Source organism: Aquisalinus flavus, assembly GCF_014640095.1.
Taxonomy (GTDB): Bacteria; Pseudomonadota; Alphaproteobacteria; order Caulobacterales; family Parvularculaceae; genus Aquisalinus; species Aquisalinus flavus.
Genome location: NZ_BMGH01000001.1, coordinates 2,110,704 through 2,130,414, shown reverse-complemented (window position 1 = coordinate 2,130,414; position 19,711 = coordinate 2,110,704). Strand labels below are relative to the sequence as shown.

Below are 19,711 nucleotides of genomic sequence, written 5' to 3'. Positions count from 1 at the left end.
ATCGAGGCCTTATCGGTGCAGGTCGAACCGGTCCAGGTCCATCACCTTGGCAAAGGCAGCGGCAAAGTCCTGCACGAATTTGCCGCCATTGTCCGACTGGGCGTAGACTTCGGCGATGGCGCGCAGTTCGGAGTTCGACCCGAACACGAGATCGGCGCGCGTTGCGGTCCACTTGGCATTGCCGCTCTTGCGGTCGCGGCCCTCGAAGGTCTGTTCGTCCTCGTCGGCCGGTATCCACTCCGTGCTCATATCGAGCAGGTTGACGAAGAAGTCATTGCTCAGTGTGCCGACCTTGTCGGTGAACACACCATGGGCCGTGCCGGCATAGTTGGCACCCAGCGTGCGCAGGCCGCCGACGAGAACCGTCATTTCCGGCGCGGTAAGCGTCAGAAGCTGGGCGCGATCGATGAGGAATTCCTCCTGCGACATGGAGTAACGCTTCTTGTGATAGTTACGGAAGCCGTCATCGACCGGCTCCAGCGGCTCAAACGAGTCCACATCAGTCTGCTCGTCAGTCGCATCCACGCGGCCCGGAGTGAACGGTACTTTGACATCTTGCCCTGCATCCTTTGCCGCCTTTTCGACGGCAGCGCAGCCACCGAGAACGATCAAATCGGCAAGGGAGACTTTCTTGTCGCCACCGGCGGATTTGTCGAAGTCAGCCTTGATGCCCTCAAGGGCAGATAGCACGTTGGACAGCTTTTGCGGCTCGTTGACCTCCCAGTCTTTTTGCGGGGCGAGGCGGATGCGGGCACCATTGGCACCGCCGCGCTTGTCCGACCCGCGGAAGGTCGAGGCAGAGGCCCAGGCTGTCGACACCAGCTCGGAGACGCTGAGGCCAGTGTCCAGAATTTTCGATTTCAGCGAAGCGATGTCGCCGTCACCGATCAGCGCATGATCGAGATCCGGCAGCGGGTCCTGCCAGAGCAGGTCTTCCGCAGGAACGTCCTTACCCAGATAACGGGCTTTCGGGCCCATGTCGCGGTGGGTCAGCTTGAACCATGCGCGGGCAAAGGCGTCGGCGAATTCATCCGGGTTCTGCTGGAAGTGGCGAGAGATTTTCTCGTATTCCGGATCCATGCGCATGGCCATGTCGGCAGTAGACATCATGATCGGCACGCGCCTGGACGGATCTTCCGGATCGGGTGCCATGTCCTCTTCCTTCAGGTCTTTCGGTTGCCATTGCCAGGCACCGGCAGGGCTCTGGGAGACTTCCCATTCATATTTGAACAGGACGTCGAAATAGCCCATGTCCCATTTGGTCGGGTTTGCCGTCCACGCGCCCTCAAGGCCTGAGGTGATGGTGTCACGGCCCTTGCCGCTTTTCCACGTGGAGAGCCAGCCGAAGCCCTGGTTCTGCATCGGTGCGCCTTCCGGTTCGGCACCGACATTGTCAACCGGGCCTGCGCCGTGGGTCTTGCCGAAGGTGTGGCCGCCGGCAGTCAGGGCGACGGTCTCGTAGTCATTCATCGCCATGCGCGCGAAGGTATCGCGAATATCGCGGGCGGATGCCAGTGGGTCCGGCTTGCCATCCGGGCCTTCCGGGTTGACGTAAATGAGGCCCATCTGCACCGCGGCCAGCGGGTCTTCCAGTTCGCGGTCGCCGGAATAACGGGCGAGTTCATGGTCGCTGGTTGCGAGCCATTCATTCTCGGCACCCCAGTAGACGTCTTCTTCCGGTTCCCAGACGTCGGCGCGGCCGCCGCCGAAACCGAATACCGGTCCACCCATCGATTCGATGGCGCAATTGCCGGCCAGGACGTAAAGGTCGGCCCAGGAAATCTTGTTGCCGTATTTCTGTTTGATCGGCCACAGAAGGCGACGGGCCTTGTCGAGGTTGCCATTGTCCGGCCACGAATTAAGCGGCGCAAATCGTTGCTGGCCGGTGCCTGCGCCTCCGCGCCCGTCGCCTGTGCGATAGGTGCCGGCGGAGTGCCAGGCCATACGGATGAACAGGCCGCCATAATGGCCATAGTCCGCAGGCCACCAGTCCTGACTATCGGTCATCAGCGCCATGAGATCTTTTTTCAGGGCATCAAGGTCGAGGGACTTGAAGGCTTCCGCATAGTTGAAGCCTGATCCCATCGGGTCGCTGAGCGCGGAATTCTGGCGCAGGATTCTCAGGTTAAGCTGGTCAGGCCACCAGTCCCTGTTGGACCGTCCGCCATGTTTCGTATGCATACCGCCGCCCGCACCGAATGGGCATTTACCCGTGCTGTCACTGCCGTCCATATCTTTCTCCTTCTTTGCGTGTTCTTCCCTGCCAGCCAAAAGTACGCCTTAAGGCTGTATTGTTCCAATCGATTTTGTTGTTCTGGTGTATTTGGAAAATGATACCGCACTGCGACACTCGGGAGAAAAGTCCGCCAGCCCTGGTGGGCTTGCTGCGAGCGGTCGATATATGACGCTCATGACCGACGAATATCCTCCCATCATTGTTACCGGGCAATTCGATGCCGAGACCGATGCGCTGTTCCAACGCCGGCGCGAGGAATTCTTCCCGCCGCAGCTGAATTTTGTCCCGGCACACCTGACGCTGTTCCACAATCTGCCCGGCGACCGGGAAAGGGAGGTCGTGGAAGGCATTGCCGCTGTGATCGGGGGTCAGCCTCCGGTTGAGGTGCGTGTAGCGGAGCTGATGTCCCTTGGCCGCGGCGTCGCCTATCGGCTCGTCTCCGAAGAGCTGAAATCGTTGCGCGGCCGCATGGTACAGCATTTCGACGGTATGCTGGTCAAACAGGACCGCCAGGGCTTCCGGCCGCACGTGACAATCCAGAACAAGGTTTCTCCGGCACAAGCGAAAGGTACCCGTGCCATTCTGGAACAGGACTTTGCGCCGTTTGGCGCCACGATCGAGGCGATCCAGCTCTGGCATTACCGTGGCGGGTCGTGGTCGCCCATTGGCGTGCTGCCCCTGCAGGGTTAACAAAACCTTGCTTTTGCCAGCAATCATGCGGGATTGCGCCGATGCAAGCAGGACGGGCACCAGCTTTCCCGATGCGTGCACACCACAAACGGCACGCCCCTTGTATTATTCCCTTCGAAGGCGAGTGACCGGCCCGGCAGTCTGGCAGTCTCTCGCAGGGCAATGGTGGCAGGTCCGGCTCGCGCCGGATGTTGAGAAAGGTAGTTGAGTTATGGCACATCCGATTGACTTGCATGTCGGCCAGAGGCTGCGTCAGCGTCGTTGTCTCCTTGGCATGACGCAACAACGGCTCGCGGAAGCGGTGGGGATCAAGTTTCAGCAGATCCAGAAATACGAAAGCGGCGCAAACCGTGTGTCGGCATCGCGCCTGTGGGCGCTGGCCAATGCGCTGGAAGTGTCGGTTTCCTATTTCTTCGACGATCTGTCGCATACCAAGCCGAACGGCGCCTATGCGCATGGTGCAGGCGGGGGCACGGGCGAGGAACAGCCAGCCTCGATCGAGCCGGAAGTGCTTTCCGAAAAGGAAACCATCGACCTCGTGCGGGCCTATTACGGCCTGTCCGAAGAGCCGCGCAGGCGTCTTCTGGACCTTGCCAAGACGCTCGCGGGCGCAGCCTGACGTTCGGCTGGTTCCACGGAATTGCGGTCGGGTGCGTATTACCCGCCGCGATGAGACCGCCACGGCAACTCGCTTGTCTGTCTCCTCATCTGTCTGGCGGTATTCGGGATAACGCGGTGCTCTCTCCGGGGTGCCGCGTTATTTCGTTTCCCGCTGGTCTCCCCGTGAAAATGCGGCTACCCCTGAAGCCATGAATGACGCCGATTTTGACGAATACACCGCCTTTGCGCGCGAGCTCGCCCTGCGTGCCCGCGTAGAGACCATGCCGCGTTTCCGCCAGGGCCTCGCGATCGACAACAAGCTGGCGCAGGAGACGGGCGACGCGTTCGACCCGGTGACGGAAGCCGACCGCGAAGCGGAGAAGGTTATCCGCTCCCTGATCGAAAGGCGCTATCCCGGCCACGGCATTCTTGGCGAGGAGTTTGGCGAGAAGGAAAGCGATGGGCCGTTCCGCTGGGTGCTGGACCCCGTCGACGGCACCCGCGCCTTCATCTGCGGCGTGCCAAGCTGGACCACCCTGATTGCACTGGAGGTCGATGGCCGTCAGAAGGTCGGCGTGATCGACCTGCCCTGGCCTGGGGAAATGTATATTGGCGGCGCCGGCGGTGCCTGTCTCGTCTCCGGCCAGGACAAATGGCGGATCGCTGTTTCCGGCGAAACGCAATTGTCCCGGGCGCGGCTGTCGACGACGGATCCGCGGGCGGGGGAGTGCTTTACCGCCGCAGAGGCCGACGCCTTCATTGATATGTCCGAGAGAGTCCGTGTAACCCGTTTCGGTCTCGATGCCTGCGCCTATGCGCTGTTGGCAGCAGGTCATCTCGATCTCGTCATCGAGGCAGGTCTGCAGCGCTACGATGCGGCCGCCCTCGTGCCGGTGATCGAACAGGCCGGCGGTGTCGTCACCGACTGGAACGGCGAACCTGTCGCCGGCGACTGGGAGCGGCAGATTGAGGATGGCGGCCAGCGCGGGCGCCTCGTGGCGGCAGCCAGCCGTGACCTGCTGGACAGCGCGCTAGAAAAATTGCGCGAGGTCTAGCGGTCCCTAATAGGTCGAGCGGCGGCAGGCTTCGACCAGCCGGTTGACTTCAGGCCCCCCGGGCATGCGCAGGATCTCCGACCCCTCAGGGCCCGATACTGCGAGCCGGGCGGCCTGGGCTATATCGTCCACGAACATGTCCTCAAGGGCAATGCCGGTCGTGACCAGCGGCATGGGGCCGTCCGTAGACTGCACATAATATTTGCGGCTGCCAAGAGGCGTAATGATCGTTATCTCCGCCGTTTCGGCATTGCTGACTTCCGCGGCCCTCTGGACGATGAGTTCGTTGGATTCCGTATCGCACCACAGCGAGAAGATGGCGTCGGTGCTTGGTCGGCCGTATAGCGCAGCCGGATCCCCCGCCTTGTAGACCCATTCGCCCTCGGAGTAATCCCCGGTCAGCAGGCTGTCCCCAGCGGGGATATTGTCCGGCGTGTTGTCAATCGCGCTCTCGTTCTCCAGAGTCTGTTCGGCCTCGCGCGCGCTTTCCAGCGTCGTTTCGCCCTCATTGTTGCCGCAGGCGGCAACCAGCGCCACCATGCTCATCGATACGATCAGGCTTAGCGGCAAATACTTTTGAGGCATGTCTCTCTCCATGCTTCTGCTATTCTATTTCTTCTGAAACGATTATTCCGTGAAGACGGTTCCCGGTTATGCGGGACATGCCGTCCTCACGTTATGGACGACAAATCAGGACAGTGATAGATTGTTGATCTACCAAGCTTCAGGGAGAGGCTGGCACCGCCACCGCGAGGCGGATCATAAGGAGGGAAACAATGTCAGAAACAACTGTAAAGAAAGCACCGGTCTGGTTCTGGGTCGTGGCCGTCTTGGCGCTTCTGTGGAATCTTCTTGGACTGCTTGCGTTTGGCGGAACCATCATGATCCTGAACAGTGCAGACGTAATGGCGGCCCTGCCGCCAGAACAGCAGGCTATCTATGCGGACTATCCGGGCTGGGCTCTGGCGGCGTTTGCCGTCGCTGTCTTCGGTGGATTGCTCGGCTCGATCTTCCTGCTGATGAAAAGCGGCCTTGCGCGCATCCTTTTCATCATCTCGCTTGTCGCCCTGCTTGTCAGTGATTACTACACTTTTGCCGTCGCAAGAATGCAGGAAGTCTCCGGGTCAGGGACTTTCATCATGCCGGCACTGGTCCTCCTCATCACGCTCTTCCTGATCTGGCTGTCAGGCAAGGCGGCGAGGGACTTCAAATAGATTTCCTGTTCATGGCATCCGTCAGCGTACGGATGCCATGCCCTGATTGGCGAGGGCATCGGCGCGTTCATTGCCAGGGTCGCCGGCATGGCCCTTGACCCATTTCCAGCTGATGTCCCGTTCTGCGCATAGCGCGTCGAGCTCGATCCACAGATCCTGATTCTTGACCGGCTTTTTCGCAGCGGTCTTCCAGCCATTGCGTTTCCAGCCATGGATCCACTGGGTCAGTCCGTTTTTCAGGTACTGGCTGTCGGTATGCAGGATGATCTTCCAGCCGGGCTTGACGGCCTTCATCGCCTCGATGGCTGCCTGCATTTCCATGCGGTTATTCGTGGTGGCCTTCTCTCCGCCGCACAATTCCTTGTCGCGGTCACCCTGTATCAGCAAAACGCCCCAGCCGCCGGGGCCGGGATTGCCGGAGCAGGCACCGTCCGTGTAAACCTCAACTGTTTTTGTCATGGAGGAGTTCTCTGAGCTCATCGGAACGGAAGAAGCGCGACTTCTCGGCATATTCAAGCGGGTCCTTAACGGTTACGAGCGCATTGGGTTCCTGGTTCAGCCAGTCATAGAGGCGCGTCAGCAGGAAGCGCAATGAAGCACCGCGCGCGAGCAGCGGTAAGCTCTTCTTTTCAACATCGCTCAATCGGCGTTCGGCCTCATAGGCATTTATCATCGCTCTTGCATGGCCGGGGATAAATTTCCGTCTCGCATCGAAGCACCAGCTATTCAGGCAGACGGAAAGGTCATAGGCGTAAAAGTCAGTACACGCGAAATAGAAGTCGATAATGCCGGTGATCTCGTGGCCGGTGAACAGGACATTGTCAGGGAACAGGTCGGCATGGATGACCCCGCGGGGCAGGGCGTCGCCAGCGGGCCATGCCCGCGCAAGTGCTGCCACCTCCTCGTTGATGAACGTATCGAGGCCATCGGCGCACTCATCTGCCCGGCCGGCGCAACGCGCGACCAGCGCTTTCCAGCCCTCGACCGAGAGGTTGTTCTTCCGGTTGCCGCCAAACCCGGCGGTTGCCTTGTGCAGGCGCGCCAGCATCATGCCGAGGGCAGCGCAGTCTTCCTCGTCCGGCGCATCCTTCGACACGCCGGTGACGAACTGGATCAGCGCCGCCGGGCGGCCGTTCAGCGCCTTCAGCGTCTCGCCCTTGCGGTCGGCGATCGGCGCCGCTGTCGGCAGCCCCGCGGCAACAAGATACTGCATGAGCGAGAGGAAGAACGGCAGCTCGTCGGCGTTCACCCGCTTCTCGTACAGCGTCAGGATGAACCGGTCGCGGTCGGTTTCGAGGTAGAAATTGGAGTTCTCCACGCCCTCGGCGATTCCCTTGAAGGTGCGCGGCATGCCGACATCATAGGCGCTGAGAAAATGCGCCAGCTGCGTGTCGGAGACTTTGGTGTAGACAGCCATGGCAGAGATCAGGAGGCGAGCGCGCGGGGCAGTTTGAATGTGACGTTTTCGCGGGCGGTGGTCACTTCCTCGACGGTCACGTCATAGCGCTCCCGCAGGGCGGTGACGATGCCCTGGACAAGGCTTTCCGGCGCCGAGGCCCCGGCGGTCAGTCCGACGGTTTCCGGCTGCGCGGCGGCGAGGGCCTCCCAGTCGAGATGCTCGGCGCTGTCGGTCAGGACCGAGAAGCGGCAGCCATGGCGCTCGCCGACCTCGACGAGGCGCTTTGAGTTTGAGGAGGTCTGCGAGCCGACGACGATCAGCGCGTCGGACTTCTCGGCGATCGCTTTCACCGCGTCCTGGCGGTTGGTGGTCGCATAGCAGATATCGTCCTTGTGCGGCAGGCGGATGTCCGGGAAGCGGCGCTTTAGGATGGCGACGATGGAGGCGGTATCATCGACGGACAGGGTCGTCTGCGTCGCATAGGCGAGGCGGGTCGCATCGCGCGGTACGAACGTCTCGGCATCTTCCTCTGTCTCGATCAGGGTGATCGCGCCCTCTGGCAGTTGCCCCAACGTGCCGACAACCTCGGGATGGCCAGCGTGACCGATCAGCAGCACTTCCAGGCCCTGGCTATGGTGGCGTTCGGTTTCGATATGGACCTTGGAGACGAGCGGGCAGGTGGCATCGAGCCAGATCATGTTGCGGCGCTGGGCTTCGCTGGGCACGGATTTCGGCACGCCATGGGCAGAGAAGATGATCGGACGGTCGTCCGGTGCCTCGTCCAGTTCCTCGACGAAGACGGCGCCCATATCGCGCAGGCGGCTGACGACGGTCTCGTTATGGACGATCTCGTGGCGTACATAGACCGGGGCGCCGTATTTCTCCAGCGCCTTCTCGACGATCTCGATCGCGCGGTCGACGCCCGCGCAGAAACCGCGCGGCGCGGCGAGCAAGACTTTAAGCGGCTGTTTTTTCATCGCCAGACCCTAACAGGAAATTCCGTTGCACCATACCTTATAAGCGGTTACCAACCATGTTTGTAAAGCATGAGGCAATGGCCGTTTTTGCGGTCGCGCTCCACAACCGGCGGGTCGCCAGCGTCCTGCCGCACGGGACGGGAAGTAGATGACAAGACTGATCAAGATTTGCACAGGAACCCTCGCTCTCGCCGCCTTCCTTACCGGCTGCTCGTCACTGGCCGACTGGCGCGATTCCGCGAACAAGGAGAACCCGGCGCCGTGCCCGAACGTGATCGTGCTGCAGGATGCCGGCCGCATGGTCCAGTTCAGCGGCGAGCCGACGCTGGAAAATGTCGCCTATACCGCCGAGATCACCAACGTGCAGACGACCTGCCGTTATTACGATGACGCACCGATCGAGGCCGCCGTCGAGGTTGATTTCGCCTTTGGCCGGGGTCCCCAGGCCACTGCCAACACCATGGATGTATCCTATTTCGTGGCGGTGACACGGATGGACCGCGATGTCATCGCCAAGGAAGAATTCACGCTGCCGGTGCGTTTCCGCGGCGACAGCGCAACGGCAACCCTTTCCGACACGGTCGGGTCGATCGTGATTCCGCGCAAGGATTCCTCGACCTCCGGCACCAATTTCGAGATTGTCGTCGGTCTCGCCCTGACCCGCGAGCAGGTGCTCTATAACCGCTCGGGCCAGAGCCTGAAATTCCCGGATCTCGACTAACAACGTCACCCAGAGGGTCGGCTCTGCGCCGGCTTCAAGACACATGGCAGTTTTATCGCTCGCAGAACGCCTGTCGGCCATCGCCGGACAGGCGTTTGAAGCCGAGGGGCTCGATATCGCATTCGGGCGGGTCCAGGCCTCGGACCGGCCGGACCTTGCCCAGTTCCAGTGCAATGGTGCTCTGGCCGCCGCAAAGCAGGCCCGGGAAAAAGGCAGTGGGACCAATCCCCGCGCCATCGGCGAGGCGGTCGCCGCACGCCTGCGCGATGAGGATATCTTCGCGGATGTCTCCCTCGCCGGGCCGGGCTTCATCAACCTGACCCTGACCGACGACTATCTCGCCGGATTTGCCGCGCTCGTGGCTGGCGATGCGCGGTCCGGCGCCTGGGCCAAGGACACGCCGGAGACCATCGTCATTGATTATGGCGGGCCGAATGTCGCCAAGCCGCTGCATGTCGGGCATCTGCGCGCCGCGATCATCGGCGAGGCGCTGAAGCGGCTGATGCGGCTGGCCGGCGACGATGTCACCGGGGATATTCATCTTGGTGACTGGGGCAAGCAGATGGGCCAGCTGATCATGGCCGTGCGCGATGAAATGCCGGATCTGCCCTATTTCGACAAGGATATCACCGGCCCCTATCCGGCGGAAAGCCCGGTCGCGCTTGACGACCTCGCGCGGCTCTATCCGCAAGCGTCGGCCGCCTGCAAGGCCGATACGGCCAAGAATGAGGAAGCGCGGCGCATTACCGCCGAGCTACAGGCCGGACGGCCCGGCTATATCGCCTTGTGGCGGCATTTCGTGAGTGTGTCCCATGCCGGGCTCAAGCGCGAATATGACGATCTCGGCGTGACCTTCGACCTGTGGAAGGGCGAGTCCGATGCCCAGCCCTTCATCCAGCCGCTGGTCGAATTGCTGGAGAGCAAGGACCTGCTTGAGGAAAGCGAAGGTGCACGGATCATCCGTGTCGCGCGAGAGGGCGATTCGAAGAAAATCCCGCCGCTGATCATGATCTCTCAGGACGGCTCGGTGCTTTATGGCTCGACGGATCTCGGCACGATCTGGGATCGCAAGCAGTCTATCAATCCGGACCGGATCATCTATGTCGTCGATGCGCGCCAGTCGCAGCATTTCGAACAGGTGTTCCGGGCGTCCGATCTGATGGGGCTTTTTCCCGAAGACAGGCTGGAGCATCAGGGGTTCGGCACGATCAACGGACCCGACGACAAGCCCTATAAAACGCGCGAGGGCGATGCCCTGCCGCTGCGTGTTCTACTCGACCAGATGAAAACCGGTGCTGTCGACCGGGTCGACACCTCGCTTTCAGAGCGCGGTTATTCGAAAGAGGAACTTGCCGATATCGCCGCGAAGGTCGGCATGGCTGCATTGAAGTTTGCCGATCTGTCGAATCCACGGACCACGAACTACATCTTCGACATAGACAAATTCCTGTCATTCGAGGGCAAGACCGGTCCTTATATTCTGTATGCGGCAGTTCGCATCAAATCGGTGCTGGAGCGCGCCGGCATGGCAGAGCAGGGCAGTGCCGTGATGATCACGCAGGATGCCGAGCGCGACCTTGTCCTGTCGCTCGCAGCCTTTCCCGATGCCATGCGCCAGGCCTATGAAAAGCGCATGCCGCATATCCTGTGCGACCATGCCTGGCGGCTGGCGCAGAGCTTCTCGAAATTCTACACCAATTGCAGAATTGCCGACGAGCCGGAACCCGCCGTGAAGGCCTCGAGACAGGTTCTGGCGCGGACAACCGGCGAGCAGCTGGAACTCGTTTTGGGTACCCTCGGCATAGCGGTGCCGGACCGGATGTAGGCGCATATTGTGCGCGATTTCGCGACTTTCCTCCGAGTGCAGGCGCAAATGTTGCGCTAGCGGCAATAGAGCGCTGCCTTAACGGTGTGGTAATTTTTCAACAACACCTGACAGGTGTGACGCGTTGCAGCATTTGTGACAGCAATGTTCCAGGATTGTAATATTTCTGTCGTACTCCGGGCCTAAGAGCAGCCTCAATGGCTCGTGCCAGAAATTCATATTTAATTGGGGAATACTCTCGATGAAACTCAACAAGCTTCTTGTGGCGGGCACCGCTGCGCTGGCTATCACAGCGGCCTGGGGCGGGTCTGCGGTAGCTCAGGAAACCACGTCTTCCATTCGTGGTACCGTCACCGACGAAAACGGCGCACCGATTTCCGGCGCCACCGTCTCGATCATCAACGAGCAAACCGGCTTCAGCCGTACGCTGTCAACCACTGGCAATGGCCAGTTCTCCGTGCGCAACCTTCCGATCGGCGGCAACTACGTCGTGATCGTCGAGAGCGCCGGCTTCCAGGGCGAGCGCCTCGAAGACCTCGGTCTCGAGCTCGGTTCTTCCACAAACCTGACTTTCGATCTTGCTGAAGAAAGCGGCGGTGACGAAATCGTCATCGTGGCTCGGCGTACTGTTGGTGCCGACCTCGCAACTGGCCCGTCGTCTGTTTTCAATCTTGACACGCTGCAAAACGCTCCGGCTATCAACCGCGACCTCAAGGACGTGATCCGTATCGACCCGCGCGTTTATCTCGACGAATCCTTTGCCGAATCGATCCAGTGCGCCGGCGCAAACCCGCGCTTCAACTCGCTGACCGTCGACGGCATCCGCCTGAACGACAATTTCGGTCTGAACTCCAACGGTTATCCGACCGAACGTATCCCGTTCTCCTACGATGCCATCGAGCAGGTTGCTGTCGAGCTGGCGCCGTTCGACGTCGAATACGGTTCGTTCACGGCCTGTAACATCAACGCCGTTACCAAGTCCGGTACCAACGAATTCCACGGCGGTGCTTTCTTCGACTATACCAATGACAGCCTGCGCGGCGATGAAGCCGCTGAACGTGAAATCGACAATGGTGATTTCGACGAATACCGCTACGGCATTAATGTCGGCGGCCCGATCATTCAGGACAAGCTTTTCTTCTTTGCTGCCTATGAGTATCAGGAAGGCTCAGACCTGTTCGGCAACAACACGCCAACAGGAAAAGGCATCACCGATGCCGAGTATCAGCGTATCATCGACATCGCACGCGATGTTTATGGCTATGAAACCGGTGGGCTGCCGACTGCTCTGACCAATGAAGACGAGAAGTTCCTGCTCAAACTCGACTGGAACATCAACGATTTCCACCGTGCGTCCTTCACCTACAACTACAATGACGGCTATTCGAACAGCCCGTCCGACGGTGACCCGGATGAGCTGCCGGAATTCAACCACTTTTATCAGCGTGGCGCGACTCTGAACTCTTATGCCGGTTCGCTCTACTCCGACTGGACCGAGAACCTCTCCACCGAGGTGCGCGTATCTTTCCTTGATCTCGATAACATTCAGAACTCCTACGGTGGCCTGACCGACCAGATCGGTGAAGTCCAGATCGAAGTAGGTGACACCGTCGTTTATCTTGGTCCGGATGACTCCCGCCACGCCAACGAGCTGAATTACGAGCTGTGGACCTACAAGGCCAAGGCTGACTACTCATGGAATGACCATCTGTTTACTGTGGGTATCGAGCGTGAAGAATTCGAAGTGTTCAACCTTTTCGTACAGCGAGTTCAGGGTCAGTTCCTGTTCTCCAGCATCGACGATTTCGAAAATGGCGATCTGGACGAGTTCCTTTACCAGAATGCTTCCGGTACGAACGATGCCGATGACGGCGCTGCAGAGTTCGGTTACGAGATCACAACGCTGTATGCTCAAGACGAGTGGCAGGTTACCGACCAGCTCAACCTCGTTCTGGGTCTGCGCGGTGATTTCTTTACCTCTGACGACAAACCTGCCTTCAACCCGAACTTCCTGAATGCCTATGGCATCCGCAACGATGACAACCTGGATGGCAAATCCGTCATCCAGCCGCGGTTAGGCTTCACCTATGACTGGAGTTCGGACCTGACCTTCCGTGGCGGCGTTGGCCTCTACTCTGGCGGCAATCCAAATGTCTGGATTTCGAACAACTACTCCAACAATGGTCAAACGTTGGCCGGATTTTCCGGCGACGGCAATATCATTACGGACTATACCTATTCGAATGGCGGCACGCCGCTTTTCGACATCCCTGATGAAGCCCTCTCGGCCGTTGCCAATGCAAGCGGTGCAGGTGCTGTAAACGCACTCGACCCGGACTTCGAAATTCCGTCGGAATGGAAGTATAGCCTTGGTCTCACACACTCCTTCGATGGTGCGACTTACGGCATGCCATGGGCCGGCAATAATTTCATCTTGAATGCAGACCTGCTCTACAGCCGCGCCAAGGAAGCAGCCATCGTCAAATCCGCAAGCCTATCGGCTATTGGTACGGCGCCTGATGGCCGTCCGATTGTCGCTGCTGGCGAGTTTAATCCGTTCAGAGACGATTACATCCTGACCAATACGGATGCGACACCGGAAGCTTTCGTAGCCTCGATTGCCCTGTCCAAGAGCCATGAGTTCGGCCTGGACTGGACCTTGGGCTATGCTTACACGGACTCCCGTGATGTGAACCCGATGACGTCGTCGGTGGCCTCCTCCAACTATGCTAACTTCGTAACGACCGATCCGAACAATGCCGGTACCGCTACATCGGATTACGAAATCCCGCATCGTTTCACACTGCAGGCCGATTATGAGCACGAGTTTGTTGCAGGCTACGGCACACGCTTCTCGCTCTTCGGTCAGGTCTCTGAGGGGTCGCCATACAGCCTGACTTATGGAAACTCTGCGGTCACTGAAATCAACTTCCTCGACCGTCAACTTTTGTATGTCCCGAACGGGGCCAACGATCCGCTCGTGACCTATGACAGCTCTGCGACCGAGAATGGTCTGCTGTCATTCCTCGCCGAAGACGAGTGCTACTCGGATTACCGCGGTGAAATCATTGATCGCAACGCCTGCCACGATGACTGGTGGACCAAGTTCGACCTCAAGATCACCCAGAACCTGCCGGGTCTGCGTGAAGGCGACCGGACGCAAGCCTTCGTTGTCCTGGAGAACGTCGGCAATTTCCTCAACAGCGATTGGGGTGTCCTGCGTCAGCAAGGGTTCCCGGGTGCGGTTGACGTCGTCAACGCCAGTATAGTCGACGGTCAGTACCGCTACTCCAACTTCCGCGGCGAGGACACGGACAATGGTTCGATCCAGGTCGAGCCGAGCCTGTGGGAAATCCGCTTCGGTGTTAACTACGACTTCTAGTACTGCGTAAGCATCGCATGAGTTGCGTAAGGGCGGTCTTCGGACCGCCCTTTTTTTCTGCCCGCATTTTGCCCTATTGCTATGCGACAAGGCCCCTCGCTTCAGGGTGAAAGCAACAGGGTTGATGAAAAGCGGACTGAAAAATCTTGCAGAGCATGCGCGAGCAGGGGGACTTCCCCGTGCCGCAACAGCCTCTGGCTGGCGCCTGTTTGCCATCCTCCTGATCTTGGCCGGCTTTGCCTTGTCCGGTGTTGCCCAAGCGCAGGTGACGGGGCAGCCTGGTACGGGGGAGGGGCAAGCTGCCCCGGTCCCGGAGGCGCCTGTCGTCGGTCAGGATGGCATCGGCGATGATGCCGGCGACAGCGCCGGGCCCGCTATCGGCGAGGAGGACGCGCCTGCAACATCAAGCCTGTTCGGCGCGCCGGCGGTCGAGGAAGAAGAGGCCCGCCCGCTCGACCCGTTCGCGGCCATGCTGACCCGGCGCGGCCCCAGCGCAATCCGGCTCTCAAGCCGGACACCGCAACTTTACAAGACGACGGAAGGCGACGAGACCTTCGTCTTTCAGGCGGACGGCAGTTACGGCTTTATCCGATTTCCCTGCGACGGCAGCGATGAAACGCTGGAATGCGCCCTTTTGTCAGGCCGCAGGGCAGAGGAAATCCTGATCCTCGACGCGACCCGCTCGCCGCGGGGGGACGTCACCTATACCGACCAGAGTGGCACGGCGGTGCTGCGCGTCACCTCCAATGGGGGCGCGACGCTGTTTGTGCCGGAAGAAGGCTTTGCAGGATATGAGGATGACTCCATCGTGCCGCTTGGCGGTCGCGCCGTCCTGCCCGTGGGCAAGGTTGGCGGAACGCTGAAATCGCCGCCGATGGCCTATGAAATTGCCGCCCAACGAATGCGCCGGGCTTCCGAGGTCATAGAGCAGCGCCACGGCTTCTACATCACCTTCATGGCACCTGGCACGTATGCCGGTAATCAGGCGGTTCTGGCCGATGCCGTGCTGACCACGGCAAAGGGTATCGATCAGGTCGCGGCCGATCCGCTTGGTGCCCGAATCGTTGCCGAGCGCCTTGCCGTCGTTGAATTCGTGCCCGATGCCGAACCCTCGATGAAGCTGCAGGATGGCGCGCTGACGGTATTCTACAACCCGGCAGCGGGCCTTCAGGGGCGTCCGTCATCCCTTGCGGTGACCCGCTATCTGGAAGGCGCGCTCTAGCCGTTGTGGCGCATTTTGGCCGCGATCAGGCCGTTGCCGCGTCCCATTCATGGTTTATTGTCTTTCTCCCGATAGGAAGAAAAGTTGATGAAAAGCGCATTGTCTAGACTAGTTGCCCTCGGTGCGGGCCTCGCTGTTGCCACCGTTTCGACGGTTGCCTCGGCTCAGAGCCCGCTGAAGGAGTTGCGCGCCCGGCAAGCCGAAGAGCGCCAGCTTGCGAGCGAGGTCGCCTATACCGGCAATGTCTGCAGCGCGCGTATCTCCTCGCGTATCGACTGGAACCGCGCCCGCGACTGGCCGGCCGATGAAAGCCTTGCCGATGCCTGCGACAATGCCCTCGGAGCGATTGAGGCAATCTGCCGCGGCGGCGGTTCGGACAAGGTTGCGAACGGCATTTCGTCCTTCACCTGTACCGGTGACGGCAGCGGGCCGTCACTTGACGGGAAAACGCTGACATTCGGCGCCCGTCCCGGCGGGAACGGCTTCAGCCAGACCCGCTCTTACCTCGAAGACAGCCTGTAAGCCTTCGCGTCGCGGGCCCTATCCAGGCTCAGGGTGCCAGTCGTCCGGCGCCAGCGACCAGCGCAGGAAATGCGATTTTCTCTCGGCACTGACGATCATCAGGGACCAGTGGCCGAGGCTTTCCCATGTGCGCCATTCTGTATCCTCGACCATGCAGGAATGCTCGCGGCTTTCGTGCAGGATATGCGAGCGCGTGGCGCGTCCGCCATCCGACAGGGTCAATGTCAACGGCGCGCCGTCTATATGCGTCACGACAAGCCGGCCGCCGGTACGGTGCCAGGCGGCATATTCGCCCGATCTGATCAGATAGTGATAGCGCACTGGGTGGGCGACGCTCGTCTCGATGCGGGCGTACCAGCCATCGAAGGGATGGGGCAGCAGCCTGAATTCGGCAATCACGTCTTCTGCGGTCAGTTGACGCATCAGAAATTGTCTTTGCGCTGACGGATCTCGCCGAACACATCGACCGGGTCATTGCCGCCCATGCCGATATCGGCCTGCAGGGATGTCATGTCGGCACGAAGAAAGGGGTTGGTGTCGCGCTCGATCGCAATGGTTGTTGGCACGGTAGGCTCGCCCCTGGTTCTCTTCTCGTCGATCTGCGCGATGCGGTCCATCAGCGCCTTGTTGCTGGTCTCGATCGTCTCGGCAAAGCGTGCATTGGACTGGGTATATTCATGGGCGCAAAAGACGACCGTCTCCGCCGGCAGGGCACGGATCTTTTTCAGCGATGGCCACATCACGGCGGCGGTCCCTTCGAACAAACGCCCGCAGCCCAGCGCGAACAAAGTGTCCCCGACAAAGGCTATACCTGCCGAGTCGAAGTGATAGATGATATGGCCACGCGTATGGCCCGGCGTTTCGATGACGTGGCCACTGAAGCCGCCAAGTCTGACGGTGTCGCCCTCGTTGACCAGCCTGTCAGCCACGGGGATACGGCCATCTTCGGCTTGCGGTCCGGTGACGGTACACGCCCAGCGTTCCTTCAGCGCCCCGTTGCCACCGGTATGGTCTGGATGCCAATGGGTGTTGAAGATATCGGTCAGCTGCCAGCCGCGTTCTTCGAGGGCGACATTGACCGCCTCGGCATCTGGCGTGTCGATGGCGGCACAGGCGTGAGTCTGCGGATCGTGGATCAGGAAACCGTAATTGTCAGACAGGCACGGGAACTGACTGATCTGAACGCCGCCTATCTGGTGGAAGAACGACATATTAATCCTTTCGGCATGGTCTCACCCGCATTAGTTTAGCGTTGCTGCCGATGATGGCGATACTGCGAACGGTAAAAAGTAAGTCATGCGCACGGATATTCTGGATATACAGTCTTTTTACGACAGTGCCCTCGGCGAGGCGGCGCGTGGCTTCATCGCAGGCCGGCTGGAAGAAGCCTGGGGCAATACTGCAGGATGCCGCGTCGCGGGGTTCGGCTATACAGCGCCCTATATGCCGATATTCAGGGCGACGGAGCGCAGCCTGTGCCTGATCCCCGAGGGCATGGGCTATGTCAGCGACCTGCATGGCTGCGCCAGCTGCCTGACCTCTGACCTGTTCTGGCCGTTGCCCGATGCGTCGATGGACCGCATCCTGATCGTGCACGGGCTGGAAGAGGCAGCGGCCCCCCGTCGCCTGATGCGGGAGGTCTGGCGCGTTCTGGCCGATGACGGGCGGCTGATCATCGTCGCCCCGCACCGGCGCGGCCCTTGGGCGATGATCGAATCTACGCCCTTTTCCGCCGGCCGGCCCTGGTCGCGCACCCAGCTGTCACGGCTGTTGAAGGGCGCGATGTTCACGCCCGCCGCCTGGACCTCGGCGCTGTATTTTCCGCCGCTCGATTATTCCTTCATGATCCGCGCCTCGAAGGCGTGGGAGCGGGCGGGGCATCACCTGTGGTCGGCGCTGGCAGGCGTGACACTGGTCGAGGCGGTCAAGGAAATCGCCATGCCGGTTTCGGGTACAAAGGCAGAGGTGCTCAATCCTGCCCGTGTCCTGCGGCCCGCTGGCCTGCAGGGCAACAGGCGGGCGTCTTCATCGGCTGGCCGGAATTCACCCTTTGGTGAGAATGAAGATTGATTCCTCGGCCAGCAAATTGCGCAGGGCGAGCGTCGCGCCCGTCGGCTCATACGGTTCAGGCTTTGTGTTGCTGGCAGCGGAATAGGCCGCCTCGATCCTTATACCCTTGTGCGTGCATAATGCGACGAAGTCGGCGATCGTGCACAAATGGATATTGTCCGTTTCAAACCAGCTGGCCGGCAGGGCGCGGGATTTCGGCATACGTCCCGCGAACAACAAATTGAGCCGGACTTTCCAGTAGCCGAAATTGGGAAAGGAAACCACGGCCCGGCGTCCGATGCGAAGTGCCTCGGCCAGGGTCAGGTCGGGGCGCCGCACCGCCTGGATCGTCCGTGTCAGGATGACGTAATCGAACGCATCATCCGGATATTCGGCAAGATCGGTATCGGCATCGCCTTGCACGACCGACAGACCCTTGGCGACACTGTTTGAGACGCCCTCGCGGCTGATCTCCAGACCGCGCCCCTGTGCTGCGCGGCTGTCGCGCAGCAGAGTAAGCAGTTCGCCATCGCCGCAGCCGACATCGAGCACGCGTGAGCCTGTTTCGACGAGGGAGGCGATATGCTGCAGGTCGAGCCGGGAGAGGGACGCCATGATCAGACCCCCTGTTCCGCAGCAACCGATTTCAGCCAGCCGCCGAGCACGTCAAAGAATTCCGGCTCGTCGAGCAGGAAGGCGTCATGCCCCTTGTCGCTTTCGATCTCGACGAAGGACACGTCAGCGCCGCCGGCATGCAGGGCGCGGACGATGTGACGGCTCTCGACCGTCGGATAGAGCCAGTCGGTCGTGAAACTCGCCAGCAGGAAGCGCGCCTTGCAGGCGCGATAGGTATCGGCCAGCGTCGTGCCGCGCGCGAGGTCGAAATAGTCCATCGCCCGGGTGATGTAGAGATAGGAATTGGCGTCGAAGCGGTCGACGAAGCTGCGCCCCTGATAGCGCAGATAGCTCTCGACCTGGAAATCCGCATCGAAGGAAAAGCCGACCTTGTCGCGTTCCTGCAGATTGCGGCCGAATTTGCGGTTCAGCGAATTTTCCGACAGATAGGTGATATGAGCGGCCATGCGGGCGACGGCGAGACCTTTTTCGGGGCGTATTCCGGTCTCGTAATAATCGCCATCGGCCCAGGCGGGGTCGGCCATCACCGCCTGGCGGCCGACTTCATGAAAGGCGATATTCTGGGGTGTGTGGCGCGAGGCGGTGGCGATCGGCGCGGCGGCAATGACCCTGTCAGGGTAATCTGCTGCCCATTGCAGCACCTGCATGCCGCCCATCGACCCGCCGATGACGGCGAGCAGCCGGTCTATGCCGAGATGATCGACCAGCCGCGCCTGTGCGCGCACCATGTCGCCCAGCGTGATGACCGGCAGGGACAGGCCATAGGGCTTGCCCGTCGCTGGATTGATCGAGGACGGGCCGGTCGTGCCCATGCAGCCGCCCAGTACGTTGGAACAGATGACGAAATAGCGGTCTGTGTCGATCAGCTTGCCTGGGCCGACAAGGTGCTGCCACCAGCCGGGTTTGCCGGTGACCGGGTGATCCTCGACCGCGAACTGGTCGGCGGTCAGCGCATGGCAGATCATGATGGCGTTGGATTTGGCCGCGTTCAACTGGCCCCAGGTCCTGTAGGCGACCTGCACACCCGACAGCGTCTCGCCTGAATCGAGTGGCAGCGGGTCGGTCAGCGTCAGCACGTCGCTGGCACCGTCTGGCAGCAGGCAGTAAGGTTCACGCGTGCTGGGCATGCGAATCTCGCCCTGACCTTCAGTTAAGGCGGCGGCTATTGAAAGCCGACGCCAGT

Annotated in this window: 19 protein-coding genes; 10 read left to right on the top strand and 9 right to left on the bottom strand. The window is 60.5% G+C overall.

Features of this window, described 5'->3' with window-relative positions; genetic code table 11:
- Positions 1 to 9 precede the first annotated feature (9 nt).
- On the bottom strand, positions 10 to 2,232 hold the full coding sequence (gene katG, locus IEV88_RS09800; protein WP_188158619.1) for a catalase/peroxidase HPI: 2,223 nt from the start codon (positions 2,230 to 2,232) through the stop codon (positions 10 to 12).
- A 169-nt stretch (positions 2,233 to 2,401) separates the two neighbouring features.
- Between katG and IEV88_RS09795 the strand changes: the two genes are divergently transcribed.
- The 3 genes from IEV88_RS09795 (at position 2,402) to IEV88_RS09785 (ending at position 4,581) form a co-directional block, all read left to right on the top strand.
- Positions 2,402 to 2,926 carry a 2'-5' RNA ligase family protein gene (locus IEV88_RS09795; protein WP_188158620.1) on the top strand — a complete coding sequence of 175 codons (525 nt, stop codon included), beginning with the start codon at positions 2,402 to 2,404 and terminating at the stop codon, positions 2,924 to 2,926.
- Positions 2,927 to 3,137: 211 nt separating this feature from the next.
- Positions 3,138 to 3,545, top strand: a complete 408-nt coding sequence (locus tag IEV88_RS09790; RefSeq protein WP_188158621.1) for a helix-turn-helix domain-containing protein — start codon at positions 3,138 to 3,140, stop codon at positions 3,543 to 3,545.
- A gap of 190 nt (positions 3,546 to 3,735) precedes the next feature.
- Positions 3,736 to 4,581, top strand: a complete 846-nt coding sequence (locus IEV88_RS09785; RefSeq protein WP_188158622.1) for an inositol monophosphatase family protein — start codon at positions 3,736 to 3,738, stop codon at positions 4,579 to 4,581.
- Between the two features lie 6 nt (positions 4,582 to 4,587).
- Here the strand turns inward: IEV88_RS09785 and IEV88_RS09780 are convergent, their stop codons facing one another.
- Positions 4,588 to 5,166, bottom strand: coding sequence for a hypothetical protein (locus IEV88_RS09780; protein ID WP_188158623.1), 579 nt, complete (start codon positions 5,164 to 5,166; stop codon positions 4,588 to 4,590).
- A 191-nt stretch (positions 5,167 to 5,357) separates the two neighbouring features.
- Here IEV88_RS09780 and IEV88_RS09775 point away from each other — a divergent pair, with 191 nt between their 5' ends.
- Entirely contained in the window at positions 5,358 to 5,795 is a 438-nt protein-coding gene (locus IEV88_RS09775) for a hypothetical protein (protein ID WP_188158624.1), read from the top strand.
- A gap of 21 nt (positions 5,796 to 5,816) precedes the next feature.
- Here IEV88_RS09775 and rnhA read toward each other — a convergent pair whose 3' ends face one another.
- Genes rnhA through ispH form a run of 3 tightly spaced genes read right to left on the bottom strand, consistent with a single transcriptional unit; the run spans position 5,817 to position 8,171 of the window.
- Positions 5,817 to 6,254 (bottom strand): ribonuclease HI, encoded by a 438-nt coding sequence (gene rnhA / locus IEV88_RS09770; RefSeq protein ID WP_188158625.1) that lies wholly within the window; start codon positions 6,252 to 6,254, stop codon positions 5,817 to 5,819.
- On the bottom strand, positions 6,238 to 7,212 hold the full coding sequence (gene thrB, locus IEV88_RS09765) for a homoserine kinase (protein ID WP_188158626.1): 975 nt from the start codon (positions 7,210 to 7,212) through the stop codon (positions 6,238 to 6,240). The genes rnhA and thrB overlap by 17 nt, the downstream gene beginning before the upstream one ends.
- An 8-nt stretch (positions 7,213 to 7,220) precedes the next feature.
- Positions 7,221 to 8,171 (bottom strand): 4-hydroxy-3-methylbut-2-enyl diphosphate reductase, encoded by a 951-nt coding sequence (ispH, locus tag IEV88_RS09760; RefSeq protein ID WP_188158627.1) that lies wholly within the window; start codon positions 8,169 to 8,171, stop codon positions 7,221 to 7,223.
- A gap of 148 nt (positions 8,172 to 8,319) precedes the next feature.
- On the opposite strand from ispH, the gene IEV88_RS09755 reads away from it, so the two are divergent.
- From IEV88_RS09755 to IEV88_RS09735, 5 genes are all read left to right on the top strand, one after another.
- On the top strand, positions 8,320 to 8,892 hold the full coding sequence (locus IEV88_RS09755) for a hypothetical protein (protein WP_188158628.1): 573 nt from the start codon (positions 8,320 to 8,322) through the stop codon (positions 8,890 to 8,892).
- A gap of 43 nt (positions 8,893 to 8,935) precedes the next feature.
- Positions 8,936 to 10,717, top strand: a complete 1,782-nt coding sequence (argS, locus tag IEV88_RS09750; RefSeq protein WP_188158629.1) for an arginine--tRNA ligase — start codon at positions 8,936 to 8,938, stop codon at positions 10,715 to 10,717.
- Between the two features lie 241 nt (positions 10,718 to 10,958).
- On the top strand, positions 10,959 to 14,099 hold the full coding sequence (locus tag IEV88_RS09745) for a TonB-dependent receptor (RefSeq protein WP_188158630.1): 3,141 nt from the start codon (positions 10,959 to 10,961) through the stop codon (positions 14,097 to 14,099).
- A 124-nt stretch (positions 14,100 to 14,223) separates the two neighbouring features.
- Complete coding sequence (locus IEV88_RS09740; protein WP_188158631.1) at positions 14,224 to 15,321, top strand: DUF4908 domain-containing protein; 1,098 nt, start codon at positions 14,224 to 14,226, stop codon at positions 15,319 to 15,321.
- A gap of 87 nt (positions 15,322 to 15,408) precedes the next feature.
- A complete protein-coding gene (locus IEV88_RS09735; RefSeq protein ID WP_188158632.1) occupies positions 15,409 to 15,843 on the top strand; it encodes a hypothetical protein in 435 nt (144 codons plus the stop codon).
- Positions 15,844 to 15,861: 18 nt separating this feature from the next.
- Here IEV88_RS09735 and IEV88_RS09730 read toward each other — a convergent pair whose 3' ends face one another.
- Both IEV88_RS09730 and gloB read right to left on the bottom strand, forming a co-directional pair.
- A complete protein-coding gene (locus IEV88_RS09730; protein ID WP_188158633.1) occupies positions 15,862 to 16,266 on the bottom strand; it encodes a cupin domain-containing protein in 405 nt (134 codons plus the stop codon).
- A complete protein-coding gene (gene gloB, locus IEV88_RS09725) occupies positions 16,266 to 17,054 on the bottom strand; it encodes a hydroxyacylglutathione hydrolase (RefSeq protein ID WP_188158634.1) in 789 nt (262 codons plus the stop codon). The genes IEV88_RS09730 and gloB overlap by 1 nt, the downstream gene beginning before the upstream one ends.
- Positions 17,055 to 17,139: 85 nt before the next feature.
- On the opposite strand from gloB, the gene IEV88_RS09720 reads away from it, so the two are divergent.
- A complete protein-coding gene (locus IEV88_RS09720) occupies positions 17,140 to 17,913 on the top strand; it encodes a class I SAM-dependent methyltransferase (protein ID WP_188158635.1) in 774 nt (257 codons plus the stop codon).
- Here the strand turns inward: IEV88_RS09720 and metW are convergent.
- On the bottom strand, positions 17,887 to 18,507 hold the full coding sequence (gene metW, locus IEV88_RS09715) for a methionine biosynthesis protein MetW (protein ID WP_188158636.1): 621 nt from the start codon (positions 18,505 to 18,507) through the stop codon (positions 17,887 to 17,889). The genes IEV88_RS09720 and metW overlap by 27 nt on opposite strands.
- A 2-nt stretch (positions 18,508 to 18,509) precedes the next feature.
- A complete protein-coding gene (gene metX, locus IEV88_RS09710) occupies positions 18,510 to 19,655 on the bottom strand; it encodes a homoserine O-acetyltransferase MetX (RefSeq protein ID WP_188158637.1) in 1,146 nt (381 codons plus the stop codon).
- Between the last annotated feature and the right edge of the window lie 56 nt (positions 19,656 to 19,711).